We start from the raw sequence: 21,047 nt of genomic DNA on the forward strand, positions 1-21,047 counted from the left end.
AAAGTAGTCTCTCTTTATATTTTAATAATGTGGAATTCGAGATGTAAAGATATACATTTATATGGTATAATTTACTGATAGATTTAAGATAGAGAAGGTTGGATTTTATGGATAAAAAGAAAAATATTTATATATTAATTGGTGCAGGAATAGTAGTAATTCCATTTATTATTAGTTTAGCTGCTTTCTTTTTTTACAATAAGACACACAAACCGGAAAATAAATTACTGGAGTACTTTAGCTTATTAAATTCAAAAGAATATGAAAAAATGTATGATTTGGCAGATGGTGAAATTATACAAAAGATGTCCAAAGATGATTTTATTACAAGGAACAAAAATATTTATGAAGGTATTGGTGCTAGTAATATTGAAATCTATGTAAAAAATGTAAAAAAAGATGGTGATAAAGCTACCGTATATTATGAAACCAGCATGGATACTATATGTGGAAAATTAGAATTTTCAAATAGTGCAACTATGAGTAGGAAGATTGGAAAGGATTATGCTTTAATGTGGAATTCTCAAGCAATATTCCCGGACTTAGCTGATAGCGACAAAATAAGAGTTAAAATAATAAAATCTAAAAGAGGAGACATATTAGATAGAAATGGAGTTAAACTGGCAACAGATTCTTTTTCATCTAACGTTGGAATTGTTCCAGGAAACTTAGGTGAAAACAAAGATAAATCAATTGATGAAATCTCAAAAGTATTAGGGATAACTGTTGATTATATAAACAGTCAACTAAATGCATCATATGTTAAACCAGATATGTTTATTCCGGTAAAGGCAATACCATATGGTGATGAAAGAATTCCGAGCCTTCTTAAAATTCCAGGAGTTAAAATTAATGATAAAGATGCAAGAGTTTATTCTCTAGGAGAGCAGGTAGCACATCTAACTGGATATGTGCAAGCTATAAATGCTGATGAATTGGATAAACATAAAGATGAGGAGTATACTGAAAATTCTATAATTGGTAAATCAGGGCTTGAAAAAACATACGAAGATACATTAAGAGGAATTGATGGTGCTGAAATATATATTCAAAGTATTCAGGGCGAAAAGAAAAAATCAATTATAACAAAAGATGTTAAAAACGGTGCGGATTTAAAATTAACAATTGATAGCAGTCTACAAAGCTTATTATATAGTCAGCTTGGTAGTGATAAAGGAACTTCAGTTGCTATGAATCCTAATACAGGAGAGGTTTTAGCTTTGGTTAGTACACCAGCATTTAATCCAAATGATTTTGTTTTGGGCATGTCAGGTGATGAGTGGAATAGTTTGAATAATGATCCTAAAAAACCTATGTATAATAGATTTCAGGCAACATTAGTGCCTGGATCTTCCTTTAAGCCAATTACTGCGGTTATTGGTTTAGATACAAAAAAGATAGATCCCAATGCAAATAAAAATATAACTGGCCTTAGCTGGAAGAAGGATAGCAGTTGGGGAAATTACTCAGTTACAAGAGTAAGCGATTATAAAGGACCGTCAAATCTATCGAATGCACTTGTTTATTCTGATAATATCTACTTTGCTCAGGCAGCGTTAGATATTGGAAAGGATATACTTAGAGATAAGTTAAATAGCTTTGGATTTGTTGATAAAATTCCATTTGAATATCCATTATATAATTCACAATATTCAAGTGATAAGGATTTTAAATCTGAGGTACAACTAGCAGACAGTGGGTATGGTCAAGGTGAAGTTTTGGTAAATCCTGTGCATCTAGCAGCGCTTTACACTATGTTTCAAAATGAAGGAAATATATTAACACCATATCTTGTGAAAAAGGATAATTCAGATAACAAAGTATGGAAAGCTAATGTTGTATCAAAAGACTCAGCTAATACGGTACTTCAAGATTTGATACAAGTAGTAGAAAATTCAGGTGGGACAGGTCATGGAGCTTATACTAGTGGGTTAACTATAGCTGGAAAGACAGGAACAGCGGAGATAAAAGCATCTCAGGATGATAATAATGGTACAGAATTAGGATGGTTCGTTGGGATGACCACTAATAAATCTCCCAATAATCTATTGGTAGTAATGATGATTGAAGATGTTAAAGATAGAGGTAGTAGCCACTATGTAGTTCCTAAAGTAAAAAAGGCTCTTGAAACTGTAAATTAGTAAGATTAACAATTGCAATTCATATATGAAATGGCTGTAGATTTATACAGCCATTTTTTAGTAAAATATACTATAAATATTTATGTTAATTAGCATTCAGATGAAATTATAGATTAAGAAGTCAAAATAAAATTAGGTTAAAACTCACGTTCAAAAATACTTACTTTTTCATGATCATGAAAGTCATCTATTGAATTTATACCAAGTTTATTTAATACCTCATCAAGTACTTTACTATGAACTGGAACCTTTATAGGTGAATCATAAGCAAATTTATCGGCTGATTCCTTACCTTGTTCTGTAGGAATTATTGCTTTAGGACCACCAACACATCCGCCAACGCATCCCATTCCTTCTAAGAAGTTTGCATCAACATTTCTATTTAGAGCGTTTTCAAGAAGTTCTTTGCAATCTTTTACTCCAGAGGCTTTTGCAGCTTTAAAATACTTGTGCTTTTCAGGGAAAAGTTCTTCAACTGTTTCTGATACAGCAATTGAAACGCCACCACTGCGGGCGTATAATCTTCCGCCTCTAGAAGCGTACTCAACAGATGGTACACCATCCAAATCACCAGGCTTTATGTCTAAAGTTCTGAATACTTCGTCAAGCTCTTGAAATGTTAATACAAAATCTACTGCATCGTTTAAATCCTTATCTTTAGCTTCAGCTTTTTTTGCAATACATGGACCTATAAAAACTACTTTTGCATCGGAATCAAGACTTTTTATCATTCGTGCAGCAGCAACCATAGGTGAAACCGATGGGGATAAATCAGGAACAAGTTCCTTGTAAACTTTTCTAAGAATTCCTATCCAAATAGGGCAGCAGCATGAAGTAATCATCAAGTCTTTAGGCCCATTCACATGTTTATCAAATTCAACAGCTTCTTTTATTGTTAATACGTCTGCTGCAAAGGCAACTTCGATCATATCAGTAAAACCTATTTTTATAAGAGCAGCCCTGATTTGATCCATAGTGACCTCAGCGCCAAATTGCCCGCTAATAGCAGGAGCAACTGCAGCAAAGACTTTTTTATTGTTCTGCATTAAATCTAAAACGGGAAGAAAATAAACTTTATCTAATATTAATCCATGCTTACATGAATCCACGCATACACCACAATTTAGACATTTATCGTTATCTATGTATGTTGATCTTTCTTCTTCATCATAAAGAATGGCATCAAAAGGACAAGCAACCTGACAGCTAAATTTACCGTCTTCATTTCTAGGACATGATTCATTACAGCCTTTAAGTTTTTCAATTAATCTTGTATTAACTGTATATTCTGTAATTGCTTTTTTTAGATTATATACATAATTATTATCGAACTCCATATCAACTCCACACAACGATCTAATAATCTCAAAAGTTTCTTGTGGAGACTTTTTGTGACATACCATAATACGTTTAAGAGTTTCATCAAAATTACCATTGTAATATGATTTAACTAACTCATCGAATAAATCATTATATTTATTATTCATTAAGACACCTCCAAATTGCAAAAATATCTATTATATATTATTATATATTTATTTGCATATATTAATACTAAAATTCAGCATAAGTTAAATTAAAATAGAAAAAAATAAGAAAATGGAAGGAAAAACAAATATAGATGTAGAAGTAATATTTAAAATACAGTTAATAAATTTTATATTAATCTTGAATTTTATTCAATGTAAACGTATAATTAAATTTAAGTTTTATTCTTATTGGGGAGATGTAAAAATGTTTATTTATATATTAAATATTTTAAAAGATGGGGCAAGGAAAAATAAAATTGAGGGGTTATCGAACATTGAAATTATTAATGATACAGGTTGCATTTCGAGGTTAGCAAATATCAAAAGAGGTTCTAATCTTAAAAGTTTTAATAGTGAAATAGGAGATATTGTAGGAATTTTGGATAAATATAAATTGGATAGAAATGATAGAATTGAGATTTTGAGTAAGTTTATAGTTGATAATGACTATAATAGGATACTTGAAAACATACATGACAATTTTTATATTAAAAAAAGAGAAAAAGTAATTATAGATTCAATATCAATACTAGAAAACATATTTATAAAGGCATTGTTTTAGATAAAGAGGGAAATTTGATTGAAATACTAATTTAAAATAAAAAGGAGCACTAAATATAGTGCTCCTTATATTCAATGAAATTAAGCTCTGTTTACTGAACCGAATAATTCCATTTTTTCTTTAACTGTAGCTTTGATAGCTTCGAATCCAGGATTTAATAACTTTCTTGGGTCAAATCCTTTTCCTTCTAAATCTTTTCCAGCTTCAATATATTTTCTAGTAGCTTCTTGGAATGATAATTGGCATTCAGTATTAACATTGATCTTAGCTACTCCAAGAGATATAGCTTTCTTTATCATATCTTCAGGAATTCCAGTACCACCATGTAATACTAATGGCATAGAAGTTCCAACAGCTTCTTCAATTTTAGCTAATGCTTCAAAATCTAATCCAGCCCAGTTTGCAGGGTATTTTCCATGAATGTTTCCAATACCAGCAGCTAACATAGTAACTCCTAATTCAGCTATTTGCTTACACTCATTTGCATCAGCAACTTCACCTTTACCTATAACTCCGTCTTCTTCTCCACCAATTGAACCAACTTCTGCTTCTAAAGAAAGTCCTTTTTCATTAGTTATAGCAACTAATTCTTTAGTCTTTTCTATATTTTCAGCTATTGGATAATGAGATCCATCAAACATGATTGATGAGAATCCAGCTTCGATACATTTTTTTGCACCTTCATAGCTGCCGTGATCTAAGTGTAAAGCAACTGGTACAGTAATGTTTAATTCTTCGATCATTGCTTTAACCATTGCAGATACAGTCTTATATCCTGTCATATATTTTCCAGCACCTTCAGATACACCTAAGATAACTGGTGAATTATTTTCTTGTGCAGTTAATAATACAGCTTTAGTCCATTCTAAGTTGTTGATGTTGAATTGACCAACTGCATATTTTCCTTGTCTAGCTTTGTTTAACATTTCTTTAGCTGATGTTAACATTTTACGACCTCCGTATACTTGTATATTTATTATAATAACTATAATAGCTTAGGAAAAATGATTTATGTACTTTACACATCAGTTTTTCCTTTTTCAAACTTATTATACTCTAAAATTAACTATATGAAAACAATAAATTGAAAAATCTGCTTCTTTTAATAAAACATATGTATCTTTATACGAAATTTACATAATATATATTTAGATAATAAAAATCTTATTTTATGAAAGAGTGGTAATATGTAGAATTTAATTAAAAAAAGGACTTATGTAGAGAAATGATGGTACGGATAAAAAATGCTAAAAGTTAGATTTATATTTTGAAATAAGTACCATACTAGAAAGTAAAAACTTTTTATAACTACAATGGTCATAAGATGAGTAGGCATTTTAAAATGAACTTTTAGAGCGCTTAATTTTATATGTATTATCTAGATAATTACAATATTAAAATTTTATATAATTTAGTTTTATTAATTCTATTACATGTGAGGAGGTCATTTTTTGTTTAACATAGGAGATAAGGTTGTATACCCAAGTCAAGGAATAGGAATAATTGATGTTATTGAAGAAAAGGAACTCAAAGGTGAGAAAATAAAATGTTATATAATACACTTAATTAATAATACCATGAAATTAACTTTACCTATTAGTGCAGCAAATACATTCAATATAAGGTTAGTGAGCGATATTAAAACATTAGAGAATAGTTTAAAACATTTGGATAGATTTATGACAGAAGCAGAAAAATTTTCTAAAATTAATTATAAAGAAAGAAGGAATATAAGTAAAATAAAAATGAAATCAGGCACATTTGATGAATTTATTGAAGTTATCTTTAATTTAACACAATTGAAAAGATGGCATAGTTTAAATTCAAGTGAAAAACAAATGCTAAATCATATAAAGAAAATTGTAGTAGAAGAGATTGCTCAAGCAAAATGTTTAACAAGTGATGAGGCTTCTGAGTTATTGGATATCTCAATGAATTTAAAAAGTTAAGTTAAAAAGTTTGCTATTTTACTGAAGTATGTTATAATGAATATTGTAAATAAAATAAAAGGTTTTTTATAGATATGTAAATTTCTCCTTTAGAGAATTATATGAATCAATATATTAATCTTTAGTTAAAGGAGGAACTTTATATGACAGATAAGACTTTAGTATGCAGAGATTGTGGAGAAGAATTTGTTTTCACTGTAGGGGAACAAGAATTCTACCAAGAAAAGGGATTTACTAATGAACCTACAAGATGTATATCTTGCAGAAGAATTAAGAAGGAACAAAATAATAGAAGATAATATTATTTTATTAAGAGTTGTAAGATTTTCTTACAACTCTTTTTTTATTCTTTAGAAATTTATATTCCAATAAAATTTATGGATAACTTAAAAAAAGTTGCCTAGATAGTTTTTGCGTTTTAAGTTGATAGATTAGAAACATTAATAAGAAATGCTATAGATATGGGAGTTAAGGTGGGAGCGTGTTCTATGAGCATGGAGTTAATGGGGATTAAAAAAGAAGAATTTATTGATGGGGTTGAAATTGGTGGAGTTGCTTTATATTTAGGATCAACAGAAGGTTCTGGACTAAACTTGTTTATTTAATTAATAATTGTTTGTAATATAAATATTTCATAGACTTGGTAATTAATAATTTCACCAAGTCTATTTTTTATTGTTTGTTTTTACAATGATTGGTGATAATATGAAATTATAGAAGACAAGTATTGGGATTAAAATATATAATTAGAATGGGATATATTTTAATTTGAAAATATTATCATGCAGGTAAAACAAGTTAATAAACGTTTATATAAACATATTAATATGAAAGCGAGGGATTTTATGAGAGATTTAGAAAATGGCTCAAATTTAAAGACAAAAAAGAAAAATACAAGTATGATACTAGCTGCGTTCATGATTTTCATTTTGCCAATAATGCTGGTATTTATAGGAGCTTTTATAGGTGGAATAATAGGTGAAAATATGCAGGTGGCTTCTGATAGAACTTTTCAAATCGTAGGTGGAGTAATTGGCTTTTTGTTATCAGCCATAATAGTCAAAGTGTTTGATAAACATTCAAAAGCAGATGAAAAGTCAGAGAAGATTTATTGGGATGATTTATAAATAACTGATAGAAATAATAAGGAATTGCTAAATAAAAAATATTTGTTGACAATTGTTTAATATATAGTAACTAAGAATATATTTCCTACATAATTTATAAGTACAAGAACTTTTATAGGAGAAATATATGATTAACTTAGTATTAACACCGCTTCACTATATTTATCTTATTTTTATCATTATAATTATATTGGCTATGGTGAAGAAGAAAGATATCTCTCTTTTATGTATATTAGGCATTTTTATTCTGGGATTGGCCGGAACAGAATCAATTTATAAATCTGTAATGGGAGTATTTAATAGTTTTGTTTATGCAGCAAAGGAATTGATGCCAACAATTTTTATAATATCAATAATAACAGCAATGAGTAATACATTAATGGACTCTGGAATAAATGATGAGATGGTGTCTCCTTTTAGAAAAGTTATAAAAAATTATTGGATTGCTTATTGGGTAATTGGAATTTTTATGATGGTTTTATCGTGGTTTTTCTGGCCATCTCCAGCAGTTGCACTTATAGGGGCATTGTTTCTACCTATTGCTAAGAAAGCTGGACTTCCAGCTATTGGAGTAGCTATTTCAATGAATTTATTTGGACATGGTATAGCTTTATCAAGCGATTATATAATTCAGGCAGCACCAAAACTTACTGCTGATGCAGCAAGTATACCAGTTTCTGAGGTTATATCTGCAAGTATTCCACTTGAACTAACAATGGGAATAGTTACAACTGTTGCTGCATTTTATTTCCTCAGAAAGGAGATTAAATCAGGAGAGATGTCTAGTGAATATGAGGAAATAGAAAGTTCAACATCAATTTCAAGTTCTTCAATGCTTATTTCTTCAAAAAAAGTAAGAAGGTTTTTAGCGTTATTAATTCTAGTATTATTTGCATTAGATATTTTTATAATGTATATTGCTAAATTACAAGGTGGTGATGCAACAGCGCTTATTGGAGGTACTGCTATATTTATCCTGAGCTTAATTTCAATACTAGCTTATAAAGAAAAATCACTAGATAAAATTACTGATAATCTTGTTAAAGGACTCCAGTTTGGTTTCAAAATATTTGGAGTTGTTATACCAATAGCTGCATTTTTTTATTTAGGTGACTCTGCATTTACAGATATATTTGGAAAGATACTTCCAGAAGGCTCAAATGGCATAGTTAATGACTTAGGTGCTGCACTTGCAAATAACGTTCCAATAAATTCAACTATTTCTGCCGGCACACTTACAGTAGTTGGCGCAATTACAGGCTTAGATGGATCAGGTTTTTCAGGAATATCTTTGGTAGGATCCATTTCGAAAATATTCTCAACTGCTTTAGGTGGTGGTGTAGCAACATTAACAGCTTTAGGACAAATTGCAGGAATATGGGTAGGTGGAGGAACCGTAATCCCATGGGCACTAATACCAGTAGCAGCGATTTGCGGTGTAGATGCATTTGAATTAGCTAAAAAAAATCTCAAACCTGTTGTTATAGGATTAATTATCACAACAATAGTAGCAATAATTATTATTTAACAAAGTTAAAATCAGGCTAAATTAAATAGCTATATCATTATTAAAATAGAAGATTACGATTAAAAGACTCCACTAATTTGTGATTTAGGGGAGTCTTATTTTTTGTATATATATTGCAAAAATAATTCTTCATAAAATTTCTAAAAACATTGCAAGGATTCTAGCCGTAATTGTGAATTGTGAAATGTGCATTGTAAATTTAAACATAATATATAATAAAAGATGCAATGTGAAATATAAATGAACCCATACAATTGCTAGAGAACTCCTATAGTGTTATAATAATCACAACATTTTCCTATGAAGATAGAATAATACAATAAGGGGGGCTATTATATGGAAAATAAGAATTCAAGAATTGTAAAAGTAATTCAGACGGGTGTCCTTGCAGCATTATGCTTTGTATCATTTACTTTTCTTTCAATAAAAATACCTGTAGGTGAAGATGCGGTTTCACTGCACATTGGGAATGCATTTTGTGTATTGGCAGCATTGCTTCTAGGAGGCTGGTATGGTGGATTATCAGGGGCTATAGGTATGACAATATCAGATCTATTAGATCCAACATATGCAATCGGAGCACCTAAAACTTTCATTTTAAAGTTATGCATTGGTTTGATAACTGGTTTAATTGCTCATAAATATGCAAAAATAGATGAAAGTAGGGATAAAAAGTATATAGCTAAATGGACTATTATTGCTGCAATTGGAGGATTAGCTTTTAATGTTGTTTTTGATCCTATAGCTGGATACTTTTATAAACAATATATTCTTGGGCAGCCGCAGCAAATGGCTGCAGTTTTGGCAAAAATAAGTGTATTTGCAACCTTTGTTAATGCAGTAGTGTCAGTAATATTAGTAAGTATTATTTATAATGCTATAAGACCCGTTTTATCAAAGTCTGGATTATTATTACCAGTTGGAGAAAGAAAATCTATAGTAAAATAATAACTTTATTTTTGTATGTAAGAAACCATTAAAATCACAATTTCTGATTTTGGTGGTTTTTACCAATTTAAAATACAATAAATTTTAATTTTTATAAGGCCATACGATCACATAGATGAGAGTTTTATTCTTTGAGTTTAGATTAATGTTCGTGTTTATAAAGGAAAAAAGAAGAAAAAAATAATTTGTTATTGATTTTTATTAATATATGAGCTAAAATTACCTAGTAATAAGAACTATTTTAAAAAAAAAGTTAATAATATTCACTTATATAAATCTGATAATAAGGGTCGGATGTTTCTACCAAGCTACCGTAAATTGCTATAGGACTATAAGTGTCTACTTAAAAATTATATTTAATGTCAAGGAGAGATAAGAATGAATTATGATGTAATAATAGTAGGTGCTGGTCCAGCAGGAATATTTACTGCGTATGAACTAAAGAAACAAAAACCTCAATCTAAAATCCTTTTAGTTGAATCAGGAAAGAGCATTGATAAGAGACATTGTCCAAAAGATAAGACTAAAAAGTGTGTATCATGCAAACCTTATTGTCATATTACTACTGGATTTTCTGGCGCAGGAGCGTTTTCAGATGGAAAGCTATCTTTAAGCTATGAAGTAGGTGGAGATCTACCTGAACTTGCAGGAGCTGATTTAATACAAGAATACATAAATTATACAGATTCAATTTATTTGGATTTTGGAGCAGATACTAAAGTTGAAGGTGTAGGAAATAATGAAGCAGTTAAAGAAATAAGAAGAAAAGCAATACAAGGTGGATTAAAGCTAGTAGATTGTCCAATAAGACACTTAGGAACTGAAAAAGCTCAAGAAATATATTTGAAGATTCAAAAACATCTATTAAATGCTGGTGTTGAAATTAAATTTGATACAACAGTTAAAAATCTTTTGATAAGAAACAATGAAGTATCTGGGGTATTAATAACAGATTCATTAACTAGAAGTAATGATGAAGAAATGTTTTCAGATAAAGTAGTTGTAGCAACAGGTAGAAAAGGTGCTGATTGGTTAAAAGACATGTGTATTGAACACAAGATAAATCATAGTGCAGGGCCAGTTGATATAGGTGTTAGAGTTGAGCTCAGAAATGAAGTAATGGAAAGTGTAAATAATGTACTTTACGAATCTAAACTTATAGGGCATCCAGCACCATTTAAAGATAAGGTTAGGACTTTTTGTCAAAATCCAGGTGGTTTTGTAAGTCAAGAGAATTATGATAATAATTTAGCAATAGTTAATGGACATTCTTATAAAGATAAGAAATCTGATAATACAAACTTAGCAATTTTAAGTTCGCATAATTTTTCAGCGCCTTTCAATGAACCAATTGAATATGGTCAGAAGGTTGCAGAACTTGTTAATATGTTGGGAAATGGAAAAATATTAGTCCAAAGATATGGAGATATATTGGATGGTAAGAGAACTTGGGAAAAGGAATTGTATGAATCAAACGTTAGACATACATTACCAGATGCAGAAGCTGGAGATTTAACATCAGCTATGCCATATAGAACTATGACAAATATTTTAAACTTCATACAAGCCATGGATACAGTAGTTCCAGGATTTGCAAGCAGAGAAACATTATTATATGGCCCAGAAATAAAATTCTACAGTAATAGAATTGATTTAGATAAAAATTTCGAAACTAATATAAAAGGCTTACATTGTTTAGGTGACTCAAGTGGATGGACTAGAGGACTTATGATGGCATCAGCCATGGGTGTGATAATGGGTAGAAAACTTTAAAAATATTGAAAATACTAAGTTGTATTAATATAAAGTATTCATAAATTCAGGGGATGATAACATCCATTAAACAGTATTCTACATAATTTTTTATGAAAATTATGGGGGATGCTGTTTTTTTATAAAAGATATATTAATTTAAATGATGTGTTATTAGTAATAACCTAAAGTTAAGATTATAAATTGTATAAAGAAATATAGATAACCCAACTAAGACCTTAACTTATGCATATAACTCGCTGAAATGAGTAACATACTTTTGTTCCAGTTTCTAGGTAATTCTGATGGGTGATTCTAAGGCTATAAAAGTTGCACCCAAAGTGCTAGTCTCAAAGAACAAGCTTTGAACTAGCACATTTGGAACAACTTATAGCCAAAGAATCACATCCATCAAAATTACCAATGAAACATTCCACAAAAGTATATTACTCATTTCTGGTTGGAAGACATTTCATAGTCTAAGTATAGTTTATGATTATGTTATATATATAGATATCCAAACTAATAAATACACTTATGCATAGCATATTTATTTTTACACAAACTAGTATTAGTTAATTTTTGTAAGGAGAAATAGCTATGGGTAGAAAAGGTATTGAAGTAACATCATTATATAATTGGACAATCGAAAATCTTAAGAAAATGAGAAATTCATCTAAGGACGAATTTGCTCGTAACGTGCTAACAGCTGTAATCATGAGATATGAAGGAAATAGTACTATTGAAATATCAAAGTTTTTATTAAAAACTAAATCAACAGTTATTCATTATATAAAAAGTTGGAATTCCGTCGGTCTTAAGGCACTTAAAGATGGTCGTGGTGCTTTGACCGGAGGAACTTTTACAGCCGAAATGAAGGATGATTTAGTAAATACTGTTCTAAATACGCGTCCAAACGATTTCGGATTCATCGGAAATGTATGGACTTGCCCTCTCTTGGCAGAATATATAAACCAAAACTATGGTATTAAATATTCAGATGAATATATAAGAGTTTTATTAAAAAAACGTAGATTAAGCTATAAAAGAGCTCAACGAAAGCCTAGTAAGGCTGATAAAAAAGAACAAGAGGTCTTTAAAAAAAATGCGAACCCTTCTCCATACTGTAGAAAATTCTTCTGATACTGTTTTGTATGCCTTAGATGAGACTGGTCTTAGGACAGAATCTGATATTCGTAGGACTTGGAGTAAGGTAGGTGTATCCCCTGTTTTGGAAAGTAATAATTCTCACGAAGGACTTAATTTAATTGGTGCAACTGAGATTTCAAAAAAATTCGATACCATTATGGATGCTTATTCCGCTCAACATTCTATTAAATCACATGAGGTTGAGGTTTTTCTTGAAAGATTGCTTGACGCAAATCCGGGCAAAAAAGTATATGTTTTATTGGATAATGCAAAATTTCATACATCTAAAGAAATTCAAGATTTCGCTAACGCGCATAGCGAAGAATTGTTTTTAATAAATACTCCTAGATATTCTCCTAAGTTAAATCCTCAAGAAAATATCTGGAATAAATTAAAAAGTTGTATTTTCAGTCCTAGTGCTTTTCCTTCTATTGATGACCTTTTTTCCTCTGTATCATCAATTTATGATTGTTTCAATGATGATACAAATATGGTTAAGTCGTTAGCTTATGCTAGAAATTACTACTAATAAGTCTAATTCTAAATTTGTTTATCTATATAGATATCCAATTTAAGAATTCAACTTATTAGATGAATGTATTTGCAAATTTGCTAAAACTTTAAGTTCATATCATCACTAGAAATCATAAATATATTTGTGGAGAAAACATTTGAAAATGAGCTGTTAAAGGTTCTTAGCTGTAGGTTGTTCCAATTTAGCTTGTCAAACTGAAAGGTGGAGCATGCTAAATTGGATACAACTTGCTGCTTAGAAATTTTAGCGATATTTTCATAGCTTTTCGGAACAAAATATTTATGATTTCGGTAAGTTATCACATAAGTTTAGTTTTAAATTTGGATATCTATATGAGAATTATAAAATTAATAAGGGTAACTTATTACAATACATAAATAAGTTACCCATAAACGATTTTATATAGAAGGATAAATAGTTAATAAGAAATTATCTTATTTTCTTATTATAGCTGATAATTATTACAAGATTATAACAAATATGTTAATTCAATATAAACATTATATTAAAATGAACTTAAATATGATATTTAAGGACAGTAAATAAAATTTTTTATACATTTAATAATTACCTTTAAATATGTAACAATTATTGTAAGGTAAATATTGCATTTAATGTTGATTTTTCTTATATTATTGTTATAATATATACATAGAAAGACATAAAGTAACATAAATATACAAAGATTGGGAACTGTGAAAAATTCTCTGTATTTGGGCATCTTGAGAATTTGGAGTTAATGATGCAACCCACCAATCAAAACTAATTAATTTTTTTAATTAGTTTTGATTGGTTTTTTATATTTTTGAACTAAACATAATAGAGTTAAAAGTAAATAAAATAGTTTTTTAAAGTTAATATATATGAGAGGTGATATGCTATGAAGATACATAATGAAATCATGAAAGTTATAAATGATAATTTGGAAAAGTGTTCTAAATTTGAATTTGTTGCAGAGTTAAGAGATTTAACTTTAGCAGATATGTACTATATTGAAAAGATATCGAGTATTGATAGTATAAAAGCGAAGTTCAATTATAAAATAATAAATAATACTTATATAAAGATTAATTATTCACGTTAATTAATATGTAGGAAGAGGGAAGACATGACACTAACTATTAAGATTAAATTAGGCAAAATAAAGAAAACGGAAGATGATGATAATAAAATAATTACAGACTTTTCTCATAAAGAGGTTTAATTAATAAGAATCATGGACATTAGAAATATTGTTTATGATTCTTATTTTTTTGTTATAATAATATGGTAGATTTGACGAGGAGAGTGATGGTATAAATAAAAAGGTATATGAGCTATTAGAGGAGATAAAATTACATTCAGAGAAAATTAGTGATTGGGAACAAATAACAAATATATTTGCTAATGCTATTAAAAGAAAAGGATTGAATAATGAAGAAGTTGAAGAGATAAGTGAGAGAATACTTAGAGAAGTTAGAAAAAAGTAGAAGTGAATTTGAATGATTTATAATATAAAGGACTTTCTTTAATGTTATAATTTAAAGAAAATCCTTTTTAGCGAATATATATATTTTAACTATTATAATCCAGCGCTTTTAATTCTTTTTCTAATCTGAGGCCCTATTAGTGATGCAACTACCATCTTTGCGAGGTCAGCAGGAATAAATGGAAGAACACCAATTGTTAGAGCCTTATTAAATGGTAGATGTGCAACATATGCTAGCCATACTGTTCCGAGCATGTAGGTTACTAGTGTACCTATCAGCATACCTAAAAAGCACATAAAAATTTTATTAGGAAATTTGTCAATGAATATTCCACTTATAAATGCCATAAAAGCGAATCCAATTAAATATCCACCTGTTGGCCCTGCTAATTTAGTAAATCCACCAGAGAATCCTGAAAAAACGGGCAATCCCAATGCACCTATGAGAAGATAAATAAGATAACTAATTGTTCCTTCCTTTTTTCCAATTATATATATAGTAAGGTAAATTGCCAAATTTGTTAATGTAATTGGTACTATACCAATAGGAATTGAAAATGGTGCAGATGTACATATAAAAGCACTCATTATTCCGATTATTGTTAACTGACGTGCGTTAGTTCTACGTATATTTTCCATAATTTTAAATCTCCTTTATATATTATATTTCTTTTCTATAATTCTTTTTTAATTAAAAAACCGAGTGTTTGCAACATTATTTTATCTTGGCATGTATTGTTACCTACAGTAGTCAGCATATCACCAGTTATCGTTGCATTAGCTCCAGATTGAAAAATTTCTATGCCGCCATCTTCAAAATAAGTTCTTCCGGCAGCCATACGAATATAAGCTGTTGGATTTATGTAACGAAAAATAGCAATCGTTCTTAAGATATCGTCATTAGAAATCCTCTTTAAATTTTCTAATGGAGTACCTTTGATAGGCATTAATATATTTATTGGTATAGATATAACTCCAAGTTCTGATAAGCTTATAGCCATGTCAATTCTGTCATACCAAGTTTCACCCATTCCTATAATACCACCGGAACAAACTTTTAAACCTGCATTTTGCGCTAGTTTAATTTCTTTAATCTTGTCATCATATGAATGAGTAGTACAAATATTATGAAAATTTCTTTTAGAAGTTTCTATGTTTGCATGGTACATTGTGACTCCTGCTTCTTTTAAAAGTACAAATTGTTCTTCGCTTAAAAAACCGTGAGATGCACATAGGTTGATGGAACATTCTTTATTCATCATTTTGTATGCTTGTACAGCTTTATCAAAATCGCTCCCAACTAAAGCTCTTCCTGCTGTAACAATAGAGTATCTATGTACACCATTAGCTTCATTTTTTTTGCAGTCTTTTAAAATTACATTAGGATCTAAAAAATCATATTCTTTAATTTCTGTTTTGTGGTGGTTTGATTGAGCACAAAACTTACAGTTCTCGCTGCATTTTCCACTGCGACCATTAATAATTGTACAAAGGTCCACGCTTTCTCCGCATAGTGTTTTACGAATTTTATTAGCACCATCACAAATTTTCTTTAAATCACAAGTTAATAAAAATTCTAAATCGTCAGATCTAGTTAATCGTCTTCCGTTAATAATTTCTTCTGCTAATTTTTCCATATAATTTTACCACGCCCCAATTTATTAAATAATTTCAAGACAAGTATATAATTAATATTTAATATTGTCAACTCGATATGAAAATGTAGTTAACAACATTGGTTGTGCTTAATATATGCATATAAAACCAATGGATTAACAAAATATTTTATAAGTATATATAATATATTGCAATTAAGTTTCTATATTATGCTCTTAATTGAGCACTTGGTTTGCTAGAGATTCAAATGTTGATTTATTATTTTAATCTATATAAGAAATTGCATAGCACTAATAAAAATAAAATTTAGTTTAATAAGAACAAATTTTAATAGAATAGAGTAATGTAATATGTAGAGTTCGAATAGATTAAAATATAGTTATGAGTAGGTGCTAGAATGACTATTGATTTTGATAAAGTTATGCTTAATATAAAACAAGGCTATTATAAATATATTGGTTCAGGTTCTGGCAGGAAAGCATTCGATTTAGGAAATGGATATGTTTTGAAGATAGCAAAAAATAAGGCTGGAATAGCACAAAATAAAGCTGAATATATCATTTCGGATAATGATCATACTAAGTTATTTGCAAAAGTTATACAAGTTTCAAGTGACTTTAGCTTACTTATAATGCAAAAAGCAAGCAAGATAAGTGATATTTTATATGTATGGAAGTATTTTAATGTATCGAATAGGGATGAATTTTTAAAAACTCAGGAATTGCAAGAAATAAAGAAAAATTATAGGTTGTTATTGGGGGATTTTTGTAGGAAAAGCAGTTGGGGAATGATTGATGGAAAGCCAGTCATCATTGATTATGGATTTACAAGAGAAGTGGTGGAAAAGCATTATTCTTTTTAGGATCTTGAATTCAGTAAAGTATATTTAAGCCTTAAATTTGAGATGAATTTAAGACTTTTTCTAACCATAAAGTATTCCGAAGATTGATGTATGTAGCTTAGAGACATTTCGAGTGATTCATCATATTATGAATTAATGATTAATTTTTTGAAGGGGAAAATGAGATGCATACTTTAGGGCAGGGCGGTATCTATAGCTTAAATGATTTTAACGATGATCAATGCTCATCTAATAAGCTAAAAGTTATAGGAAAAGGAACGGTAAGTGTAAAACCAGATTTAGCAGAAATAGTCGTTGGAGTTATAACTGAAGATTTGCAATTGGAAGTTGCGCAGGAGGAGAATGCTAAGATAACTCAAGAAGTTATAAATAGTATAAGAGCATTGGGAATACCTCTTAAGAATATACAAACCGAAAATTATAGCATACGGCCAAATTATGATTACATCAATGGAAAGCAGGTTTTTAGAGGATATGAAGTAATAAACAATTTGAAGATTTTAATTAGTAATATTAATAATGTAGGTGCAGTAATTGATACTGCAGTAAGCAATGGTGCAAATTCATTAACTGGGATTATCTTTATTGTCTCAGATGAAACAAAGTATTATTATGAAGCGTTAAGAAGAGCTCTACAAGATGCTCAAAATAAAGCACGAGTTGTAGCTGATCAACTTAAAGTAAAGTTGAATATTATACCAATTCAAATAAATGAACAAAATGAGACCACTAGTACACCACTAGTAATGACTCTTAAATCTACCAGTAATACTACCCCTATTGAAGCGGGAGAAAATATTATAAATGCAGATATAGAGGCTATATTCACATATGCGGATAATAAAAATAATTACTAAAAAGAGCAGAGATTAATTTGAGCTCTTAAACATTTATTTTAGTTTTAATTCATGAAAATAAAAAGCCAATGCTTAACATTAAGCATTGGCATAGAATGTCCTATATAATATCCAAAATACCGGTACTCTAATTTTGACCCCTATCCTTCGATAGGTGGGTGCTCTCACAGATGATTCAATCGCCTTCAAAGCCGTAAAAGGACTCATATGAAAGTACATTTCCACATCTAGATAATTGAACTCCCGTATTTTAAGTGTAGGTTCAAAATAAGAGCTTAACGAATATTCCAGAATTTATAATCAATATATAAGCCTACTTGAACAACTTAATATCATTTGTTCTTAGGCCGTGAAGATATAATAACATATTTAAATTTCTTATGCAAGAGATTTTTATGATAATTTAGGCTAATGTTTATAGATAATTTGTATTAGTATTTACACAAGGCATTTAAGCGGTTTTTATTAAGGTTGTTTAGAATTAATATAACAAAATTGTATAAAGAAATTTGTTAAACCTAGAGGCATAGAGAACAGATGATATAATTAAATTATATTTTAGAAACAAAATAATATATTTTTTAAAATATATTGAAACAAAATTTCAAAAATGTTATGATGTATATATCAAGTGAAAACGTAGTCAAAATTAAATGTTTTATATGGAGGCGATGAATGTGGATAGTTTAAATTTAAAAAATCTAACAACTGAAAGCAGAAATGAAACTACAATAAATATAGATAAAGTATCGACTTTAGAAATGGTAAAAATCATGAATGATGAGGATAAAAAGGTAGCAAACGCTGTAGAAAAAGAGATTCCTAAAATAGCAAAAGCTATAGATATGATAGCTGAAAGAATTCATAGAGGAGGAAGATTAATTTATATAGGTGCAGGAACATCAGGAAGGCTTGGCGTATTAGATGCCTCAGAATGTCCACCAACATATGGAGTTTCAGAAGAATTGGTGCAAGGAATTATAGCTGGGGGAAAAGAAGCTATATTTAGAGCAAAAGAGGGAGCAGAGGATTCAGAAGAATTAGCAGTGGAAGATTTAAAGAGTAAAAATATAACAGAGAATGATACAATAATAGGACTAGCAGCCTCCGGAAGAACCCCTTATGTTATAGGAGGATTGAGGTATGCTGATGAAATCGGTGCGTTAACAGTTTCAGTGACTTGTAATGAAAATTCAGATGTTGCAAAGGAGGCCCATATTTCAATTGCACCAGTAGTTGGTCCGGAAGTTGTAACAGGTTCAACGAGACTAAAGTCTGGGACAGCTCAAAAGCTAGTATTAAATATGATATCAACTGGTGTCATGATTAAGCTTGGAAAAGTATATGAAAATCTAATGGTAGATTTAAGAGCTACAAATGAAAAGCTAATTGAAAGAGCTAAAGGAATAGTTTGTAAAGCAACGGGTATAAACATGGAAGAGGCAACAGAAGCACTAAATAAAACAGATTACGATGTCAAACTAGCAATATTTATGATACTTTCAAAGCTAAATAAAGATGAGGCGAGAATTAAATTGGATAAAAATAAAGGTTATATAGCTAAAGCGTTACAAGAAATAGATAATAAGTAAAGGAGAGGAGATTTATGACAAATAAAGAGATTGCTATAAAATTAGTAGAATTAGTCGGAGGCAAAGATAATGTAAAATCAGTTACTAATTGTATGACACGCTGTAGATTTGAATTAAATAACTTTTCAAAAGCTAATATAGAAGCAATTAAGAAATCAGAAGGAGTTCTTGGTATAGTTGAGACAAAAGAACAACTACAAGTTATTTATGGACCAGGAAAGGTTAATAAAGTAACTGAAGAAGTAAAGAAATTAGTAGGGACAAAGGTAGTTATAGGAGAAGATGCAGTAGCTGAAACAAAGGCTAAATTGAAGGAAAAGAATGATACTAAGTTTAAGAATATTCTTAAAAAACTAGGAAATGTCTTCATTCCTTTGATTCCATTATTTGTGGCTTGTGGCCTTGTGCTTGCAATAAATAATATTGCAGGAGTGTATTTTAAAGATGCTTATACAAAAACAACAGCTGCTCAAATTATAGGGCTTATAGGAAATGGAGTATTTTCTATATTATCAGTTTTAGTTGGTGTAAATGCAGCAAAAGAATTTGGCTCACAAATGCCAATGCTCGGTGGAGTATTAGGCGGAATTCTTTCATCAGCAACTCTTGCAAACATAACTCTTTTTGGACAAAAGTTAACTCCAGGACGTGGAGGGGTTATATCAGTAATATTAGTAGTAGTGTTAGCTTGTTTCATTGAAAAAGCATGCAGAAAAGTTGTGCCAGATGTATTAGATTTGTTTGTTACTCCATTAGTTACACTTTCAGTTTCAGCATTAGCGGCACTATTTATCCTTCAACCAGTTGGAGGAGCTATTTCAGATAGTATAGGATTCTTAGTTGCAAAAACAATAGCATCAGATAATATTCTTATAGCAGTTATATCAGGTGCTGTATCAGGAGGTTTATTCTTACCACTAGTTATGACAGGAATGCATCAGGCTTTAACTCCAATACATGCAGATTTAATAGCGAATGTTGGGTATACTGTATTATTGCCTATACTAGCAACAGCAGGAATGGCACAGGTAGGAGCAACTATAGCTGTACTAAGAAAAACAAAAAATGAAAGACTAAAGAAAATTGCTAAAAATGGATTAGTACCAGGATTTTTAGGAATAGGAGAACCATTAATATATGGAATAACTTTACCACTTGGTAAACCATTTGTTGGAGCTTGTTTAGGAGCTGCAGTAGGTGGTGCAGCAATGGCTATATTTAAAGTAGGAGCAGTTGCTATGGGCGTATCAGGATTACCTTTAGCATTGTTAATTGCAAATGGGAAAATTGGGGTGTTCTTAATAGGAGTATTGGTTTCATATGCAAGTGGATATCTATTTACTAACATTTTAGGCTTCGATGACCCAATTGAATAATTTTAAAAAGACCCGAAAGGGTCTTTTTAGTTAATGAATAAGAGAATAGAATCAT

Annotated in this window: 19 protein-coding genes, 1 other RNA gene, 1 pseudogene and 2 riboswitches; of the genes and pseudogenes, 16 read left to right on the forward strand and 5 right to left on the reverse strand. The window is 29.8% G+C overall.

Annotated features, from left to right (window positions below; genetic code table 11):
* Positions 1-107 precede the first annotated feature (107 nt).
* A complete protein-coding gene (locus KEC93_RS09690) occupies positions 108-2,141 on the forward strand; it encodes a penicillin-binding transpeptidase domain-containing protein (protein ID WP_077869510.1) in 2,034 nt (677 codons plus the stop codon).
* A 137-nt stretch (positions 2,142-2,278) separates the two neighbouring features.
* Here KEC93_RS09690 and KEC93_RS09695 read toward each other — a convergent pair whose 3' ends face one another.
* Positions 2,279-3,628 (reverse strand): [Fe-Fe] hydrogenase large subunit C-terminal domain-containing protein, encoded by a 1,350-nt coding sequence (locus tag KEC93_RS09695; protein WP_077869509.1) that lies wholly within the window; start codon positions 3,626-3,628, stop codon positions 2,279-2,281.
* 247 nt (positions 3,629-3,875) lie between these two features.
* On the opposite strand from KEC93_RS09695, the gene KEC93_RS09700 reads away from it, so the two are divergent.
* Positions 3,876-4,232: a hypothetical protein gene (locus tag KEC93_RS09700; protein ID WP_023975042.1), complete on the forward strand. Its 357-nt coding sequence runs from the start codon at positions 3,876-3,878 to the stop codon at positions 4,230-4,232.
* A gap of 80 nt (positions 4,233-4,312) precedes the next feature.
* Here the strand turns inward: KEC93_RS09700 and fba are convergent, their stop codons facing one another.
* Positions 4,313-5,179 (reverse strand): class II fructose-1,6-bisphosphate aldolase, encoded by an 867-nt coding sequence (fba, locus tag KEC93_RS09705; protein ID WP_012058135.1) that lies wholly within the window; start codon positions 5,177-5,179, stop codon positions 4,313-4,315.
* Between the two features lie 504 nt (positions 5,180-5,683).
* On the opposite strand from fba, the gene KEC93_RS09710 reads away from it, so the two are divergent.
* The 10 genes and pseudogenes from KEC93_RS09710 (at position 5,684) to KEC93_RS09750 (ending at position 14,304) form a co-directional block, all read left to right on the forward strand.
* Entirely contained in the window at positions 5,684-6,181 is a 498-nt protein-coding gene (locus KEC93_RS09710) for a CarD family transcriptional regulator (RefSeq protein WP_077870049.1), read from the forward strand.
* A gap of 143 nt (positions 6,182-6,324) precedes the next feature.
* Positions 6,325-6,480, forward strand: coding sequence for a zinc-ribbon domain-containing protein (locus tag KEC93_RS09715; RefSeq protein ID WP_012058137.1), 156 nt, complete (start codon positions 6,325-6,327; stop codon positions 6,478-6,480).
* Positions 6,481-6,603: 123 nt separating this feature from the next.
* Positions 6,604-6,786 (forward strand): annotated as a pseudogene (locus tag KEC93_RS09720) (DsrE/DsrF/DrsH-like family protein); the annotation flags it as partial.
* Between the two features lie 240 nt (positions 6,787-7,026).
* A complete protein-coding gene (locus KEC93_RS09725) occupies positions 7,027-7,308 on the forward strand; it encodes a SoxR reducing system RseC family protein (RefSeq protein WP_023975814.1) in 282 nt (93 codons plus the stop codon).
* A gap of 127 nt (positions 7,309-7,435) precedes the next feature.
* Positions 7,436-8,836: a hypothetical protein gene (locus KEC93_RS09730; RefSeq protein ID WP_172462754.1), complete on the forward strand. Its 1,401-nt coding sequence runs from the start codon at positions 7,436-7,438 to the stop codon at positions 8,834-8,836.
* 336 nt (positions 8,837-9,172) lie between these two features.
* Positions 9,173-9,784: an ECF transporter S component gene (locus KEC93_RS09735; protein WP_017209603.1), complete on the forward strand. Its 612-nt coding sequence runs from the start codon at positions 9,173-9,175 to the stop codon at positions 9,782-9,784.
* Positions 9,785-10,031: 247 nt separating this feature from the next.
* A riboswitch (purine riboswitch) is annotated at positions 10,032-10,136 on the forward strand.
* Between the two features lie 26 nt (positions 10,137-10,162).
* On the forward strand, positions 10,163-11,557 hold the full coding sequence (locus KEC93_RS09740) for an NAD(P)/FAD-dependent oxidoreductase (protein ID WP_023975817.1): 1,395 nt from the start codon (positions 10,163-10,165) through the stop codon (positions 11,555-11,557).
* Positions 11,558-12,136: 579 nt separating this feature from the next.
* On the forward strand, positions 12,137-12,679 hold the full coding sequence (locus KEC93_RS26465; protein ID WP_012060634.1) for a helix-turn-helix domain-containing protein: 543 nt from the start codon (positions 12,137-12,139) through the stop codon (positions 12,677-12,679).
* Positions 12,642-13,214: an IS630 family transposase gene (locus tag KEC93_RS26470; RefSeq protein ID WP_077836851.1), complete on the forward strand. Its 573-nt coding sequence runs from the start codon at positions 12,642-12,644 to the stop codon at positions 13,212-13,214. The genes KEC93_RS26465 and KEC93_RS26470 overlap by 38 nt, the downstream gene beginning before the upstream one ends.
* Positions 13,215-13,899: 685 nt before the next feature.
* A riboswitch (cyclic di-GMP riboswitch) is annotated at positions 13,900-13,983 on the forward strand.
* A gap of 117 nt (positions 13,984-14,100) precedes the next feature.
* Positions 14,101-14,304: a hypothetical protein gene (locus tag KEC93_RS09750; RefSeq protein ID WP_012058142.1), complete on the forward strand. Its 204-nt coding sequence runs from the start codon at positions 14,101-14,103 to the stop codon at positions 14,302-14,304.
* A gap of 477 nt (positions 14,305-14,781) precedes the next feature.
* Here KEC93_RS09750 and KEC93_RS09755 read toward each other — a convergent pair whose 3' ends face one another.
* Together KEC93_RS09755 and bioB are read right to left on the reverse strand one after the other, a co-directional pair.
* A complete protein-coding gene (locus KEC93_RS09755; protein ID WP_023975818.1) occupies positions 14,782-15,327 on the reverse strand; it encodes a biotin transporter BioY in 546 nt (181 codons plus the stop codon).
* 35 nt (positions 15,328-15,362) lie between these two features.
* A complete protein-coding gene (gene bioB / locus KEC93_RS09760; RefSeq protein WP_023975819.1) occupies positions 15,363-16,325 on the reverse strand; it encodes a biotin synthase BioB in 963 nt (320 codons plus the stop codon).
* Between the two features lie 377 nt (positions 16,326-16,702).
* Between bioB and KEC93_RS09765 the strand changes: the two genes are divergently transcribed.
* Positions 16,703-17,167, forward strand: a complete 465-nt coding sequence (locus KEC93_RS09765) for a hypothetical protein (protein ID WP_023975820.1) — start codon at positions 16,703-16,705, stop codon at positions 17,165-17,167.
* 164 nt (positions 17,168-17,331) lie between these two features.
* Positions 17,332-18,024: an SIMPL domain-containing protein gene (locus KEC93_RS09770; RefSeq protein ID WP_023975821.1), complete on the forward strand. Its 693-nt coding sequence runs from the start codon at positions 17,332-17,334 to the stop codon at positions 18,022-18,024.
* A 104-nt stretch (positions 18,025-18,128) separates the two neighbouring features.
* On the opposite strand, the gene ssrS is transcribed toward KEC93_RS09770, so the two are convergent.
* Positions 18,129-18,321: non-coding RNA, 6S RNA (ssrS, locus tag KEC93_RS09775), on the reverse strand.
* Positions 18,322-18,695: 374 nt separating this feature from the next.
* Between ssrS and murQ the strand changes: the two genes are divergently transcribed.
* Positions 18,696-19,616: an N-acetylmuramic acid 6-phosphate etherase gene (murQ, locus tag KEC93_RS09780; protein WP_207715156.1), complete on the forward strand. Its 921-nt coding sequence runs from the start codon at positions 18,696-18,698 to the stop codon at positions 19,614-19,616.
* A gap of 14 nt (positions 19,617-19,630) precedes the next feature.
* On the forward strand, positions 19,631-20,992 hold the full coding sequence (locus tag KEC93_RS09785; protein WP_077868573.1) for a PTS transporter subunit EIIC: 1,362 nt from the start codon (positions 19,631-19,633) through the stop codon (positions 20,990-20,992).
* Positions 20,993-21,047 lie beyond the last annotated feature (55 nt).

This window comes from Clostridium beijerinckii, assembly GCF_018223745.1.
GTDB classification, from domain to species: domain Bacteria; phylum Bacillota; class Clostridia; order Clostridiales; family Clostridiaceae; genus Clostridium; species Clostridium beijerinckii.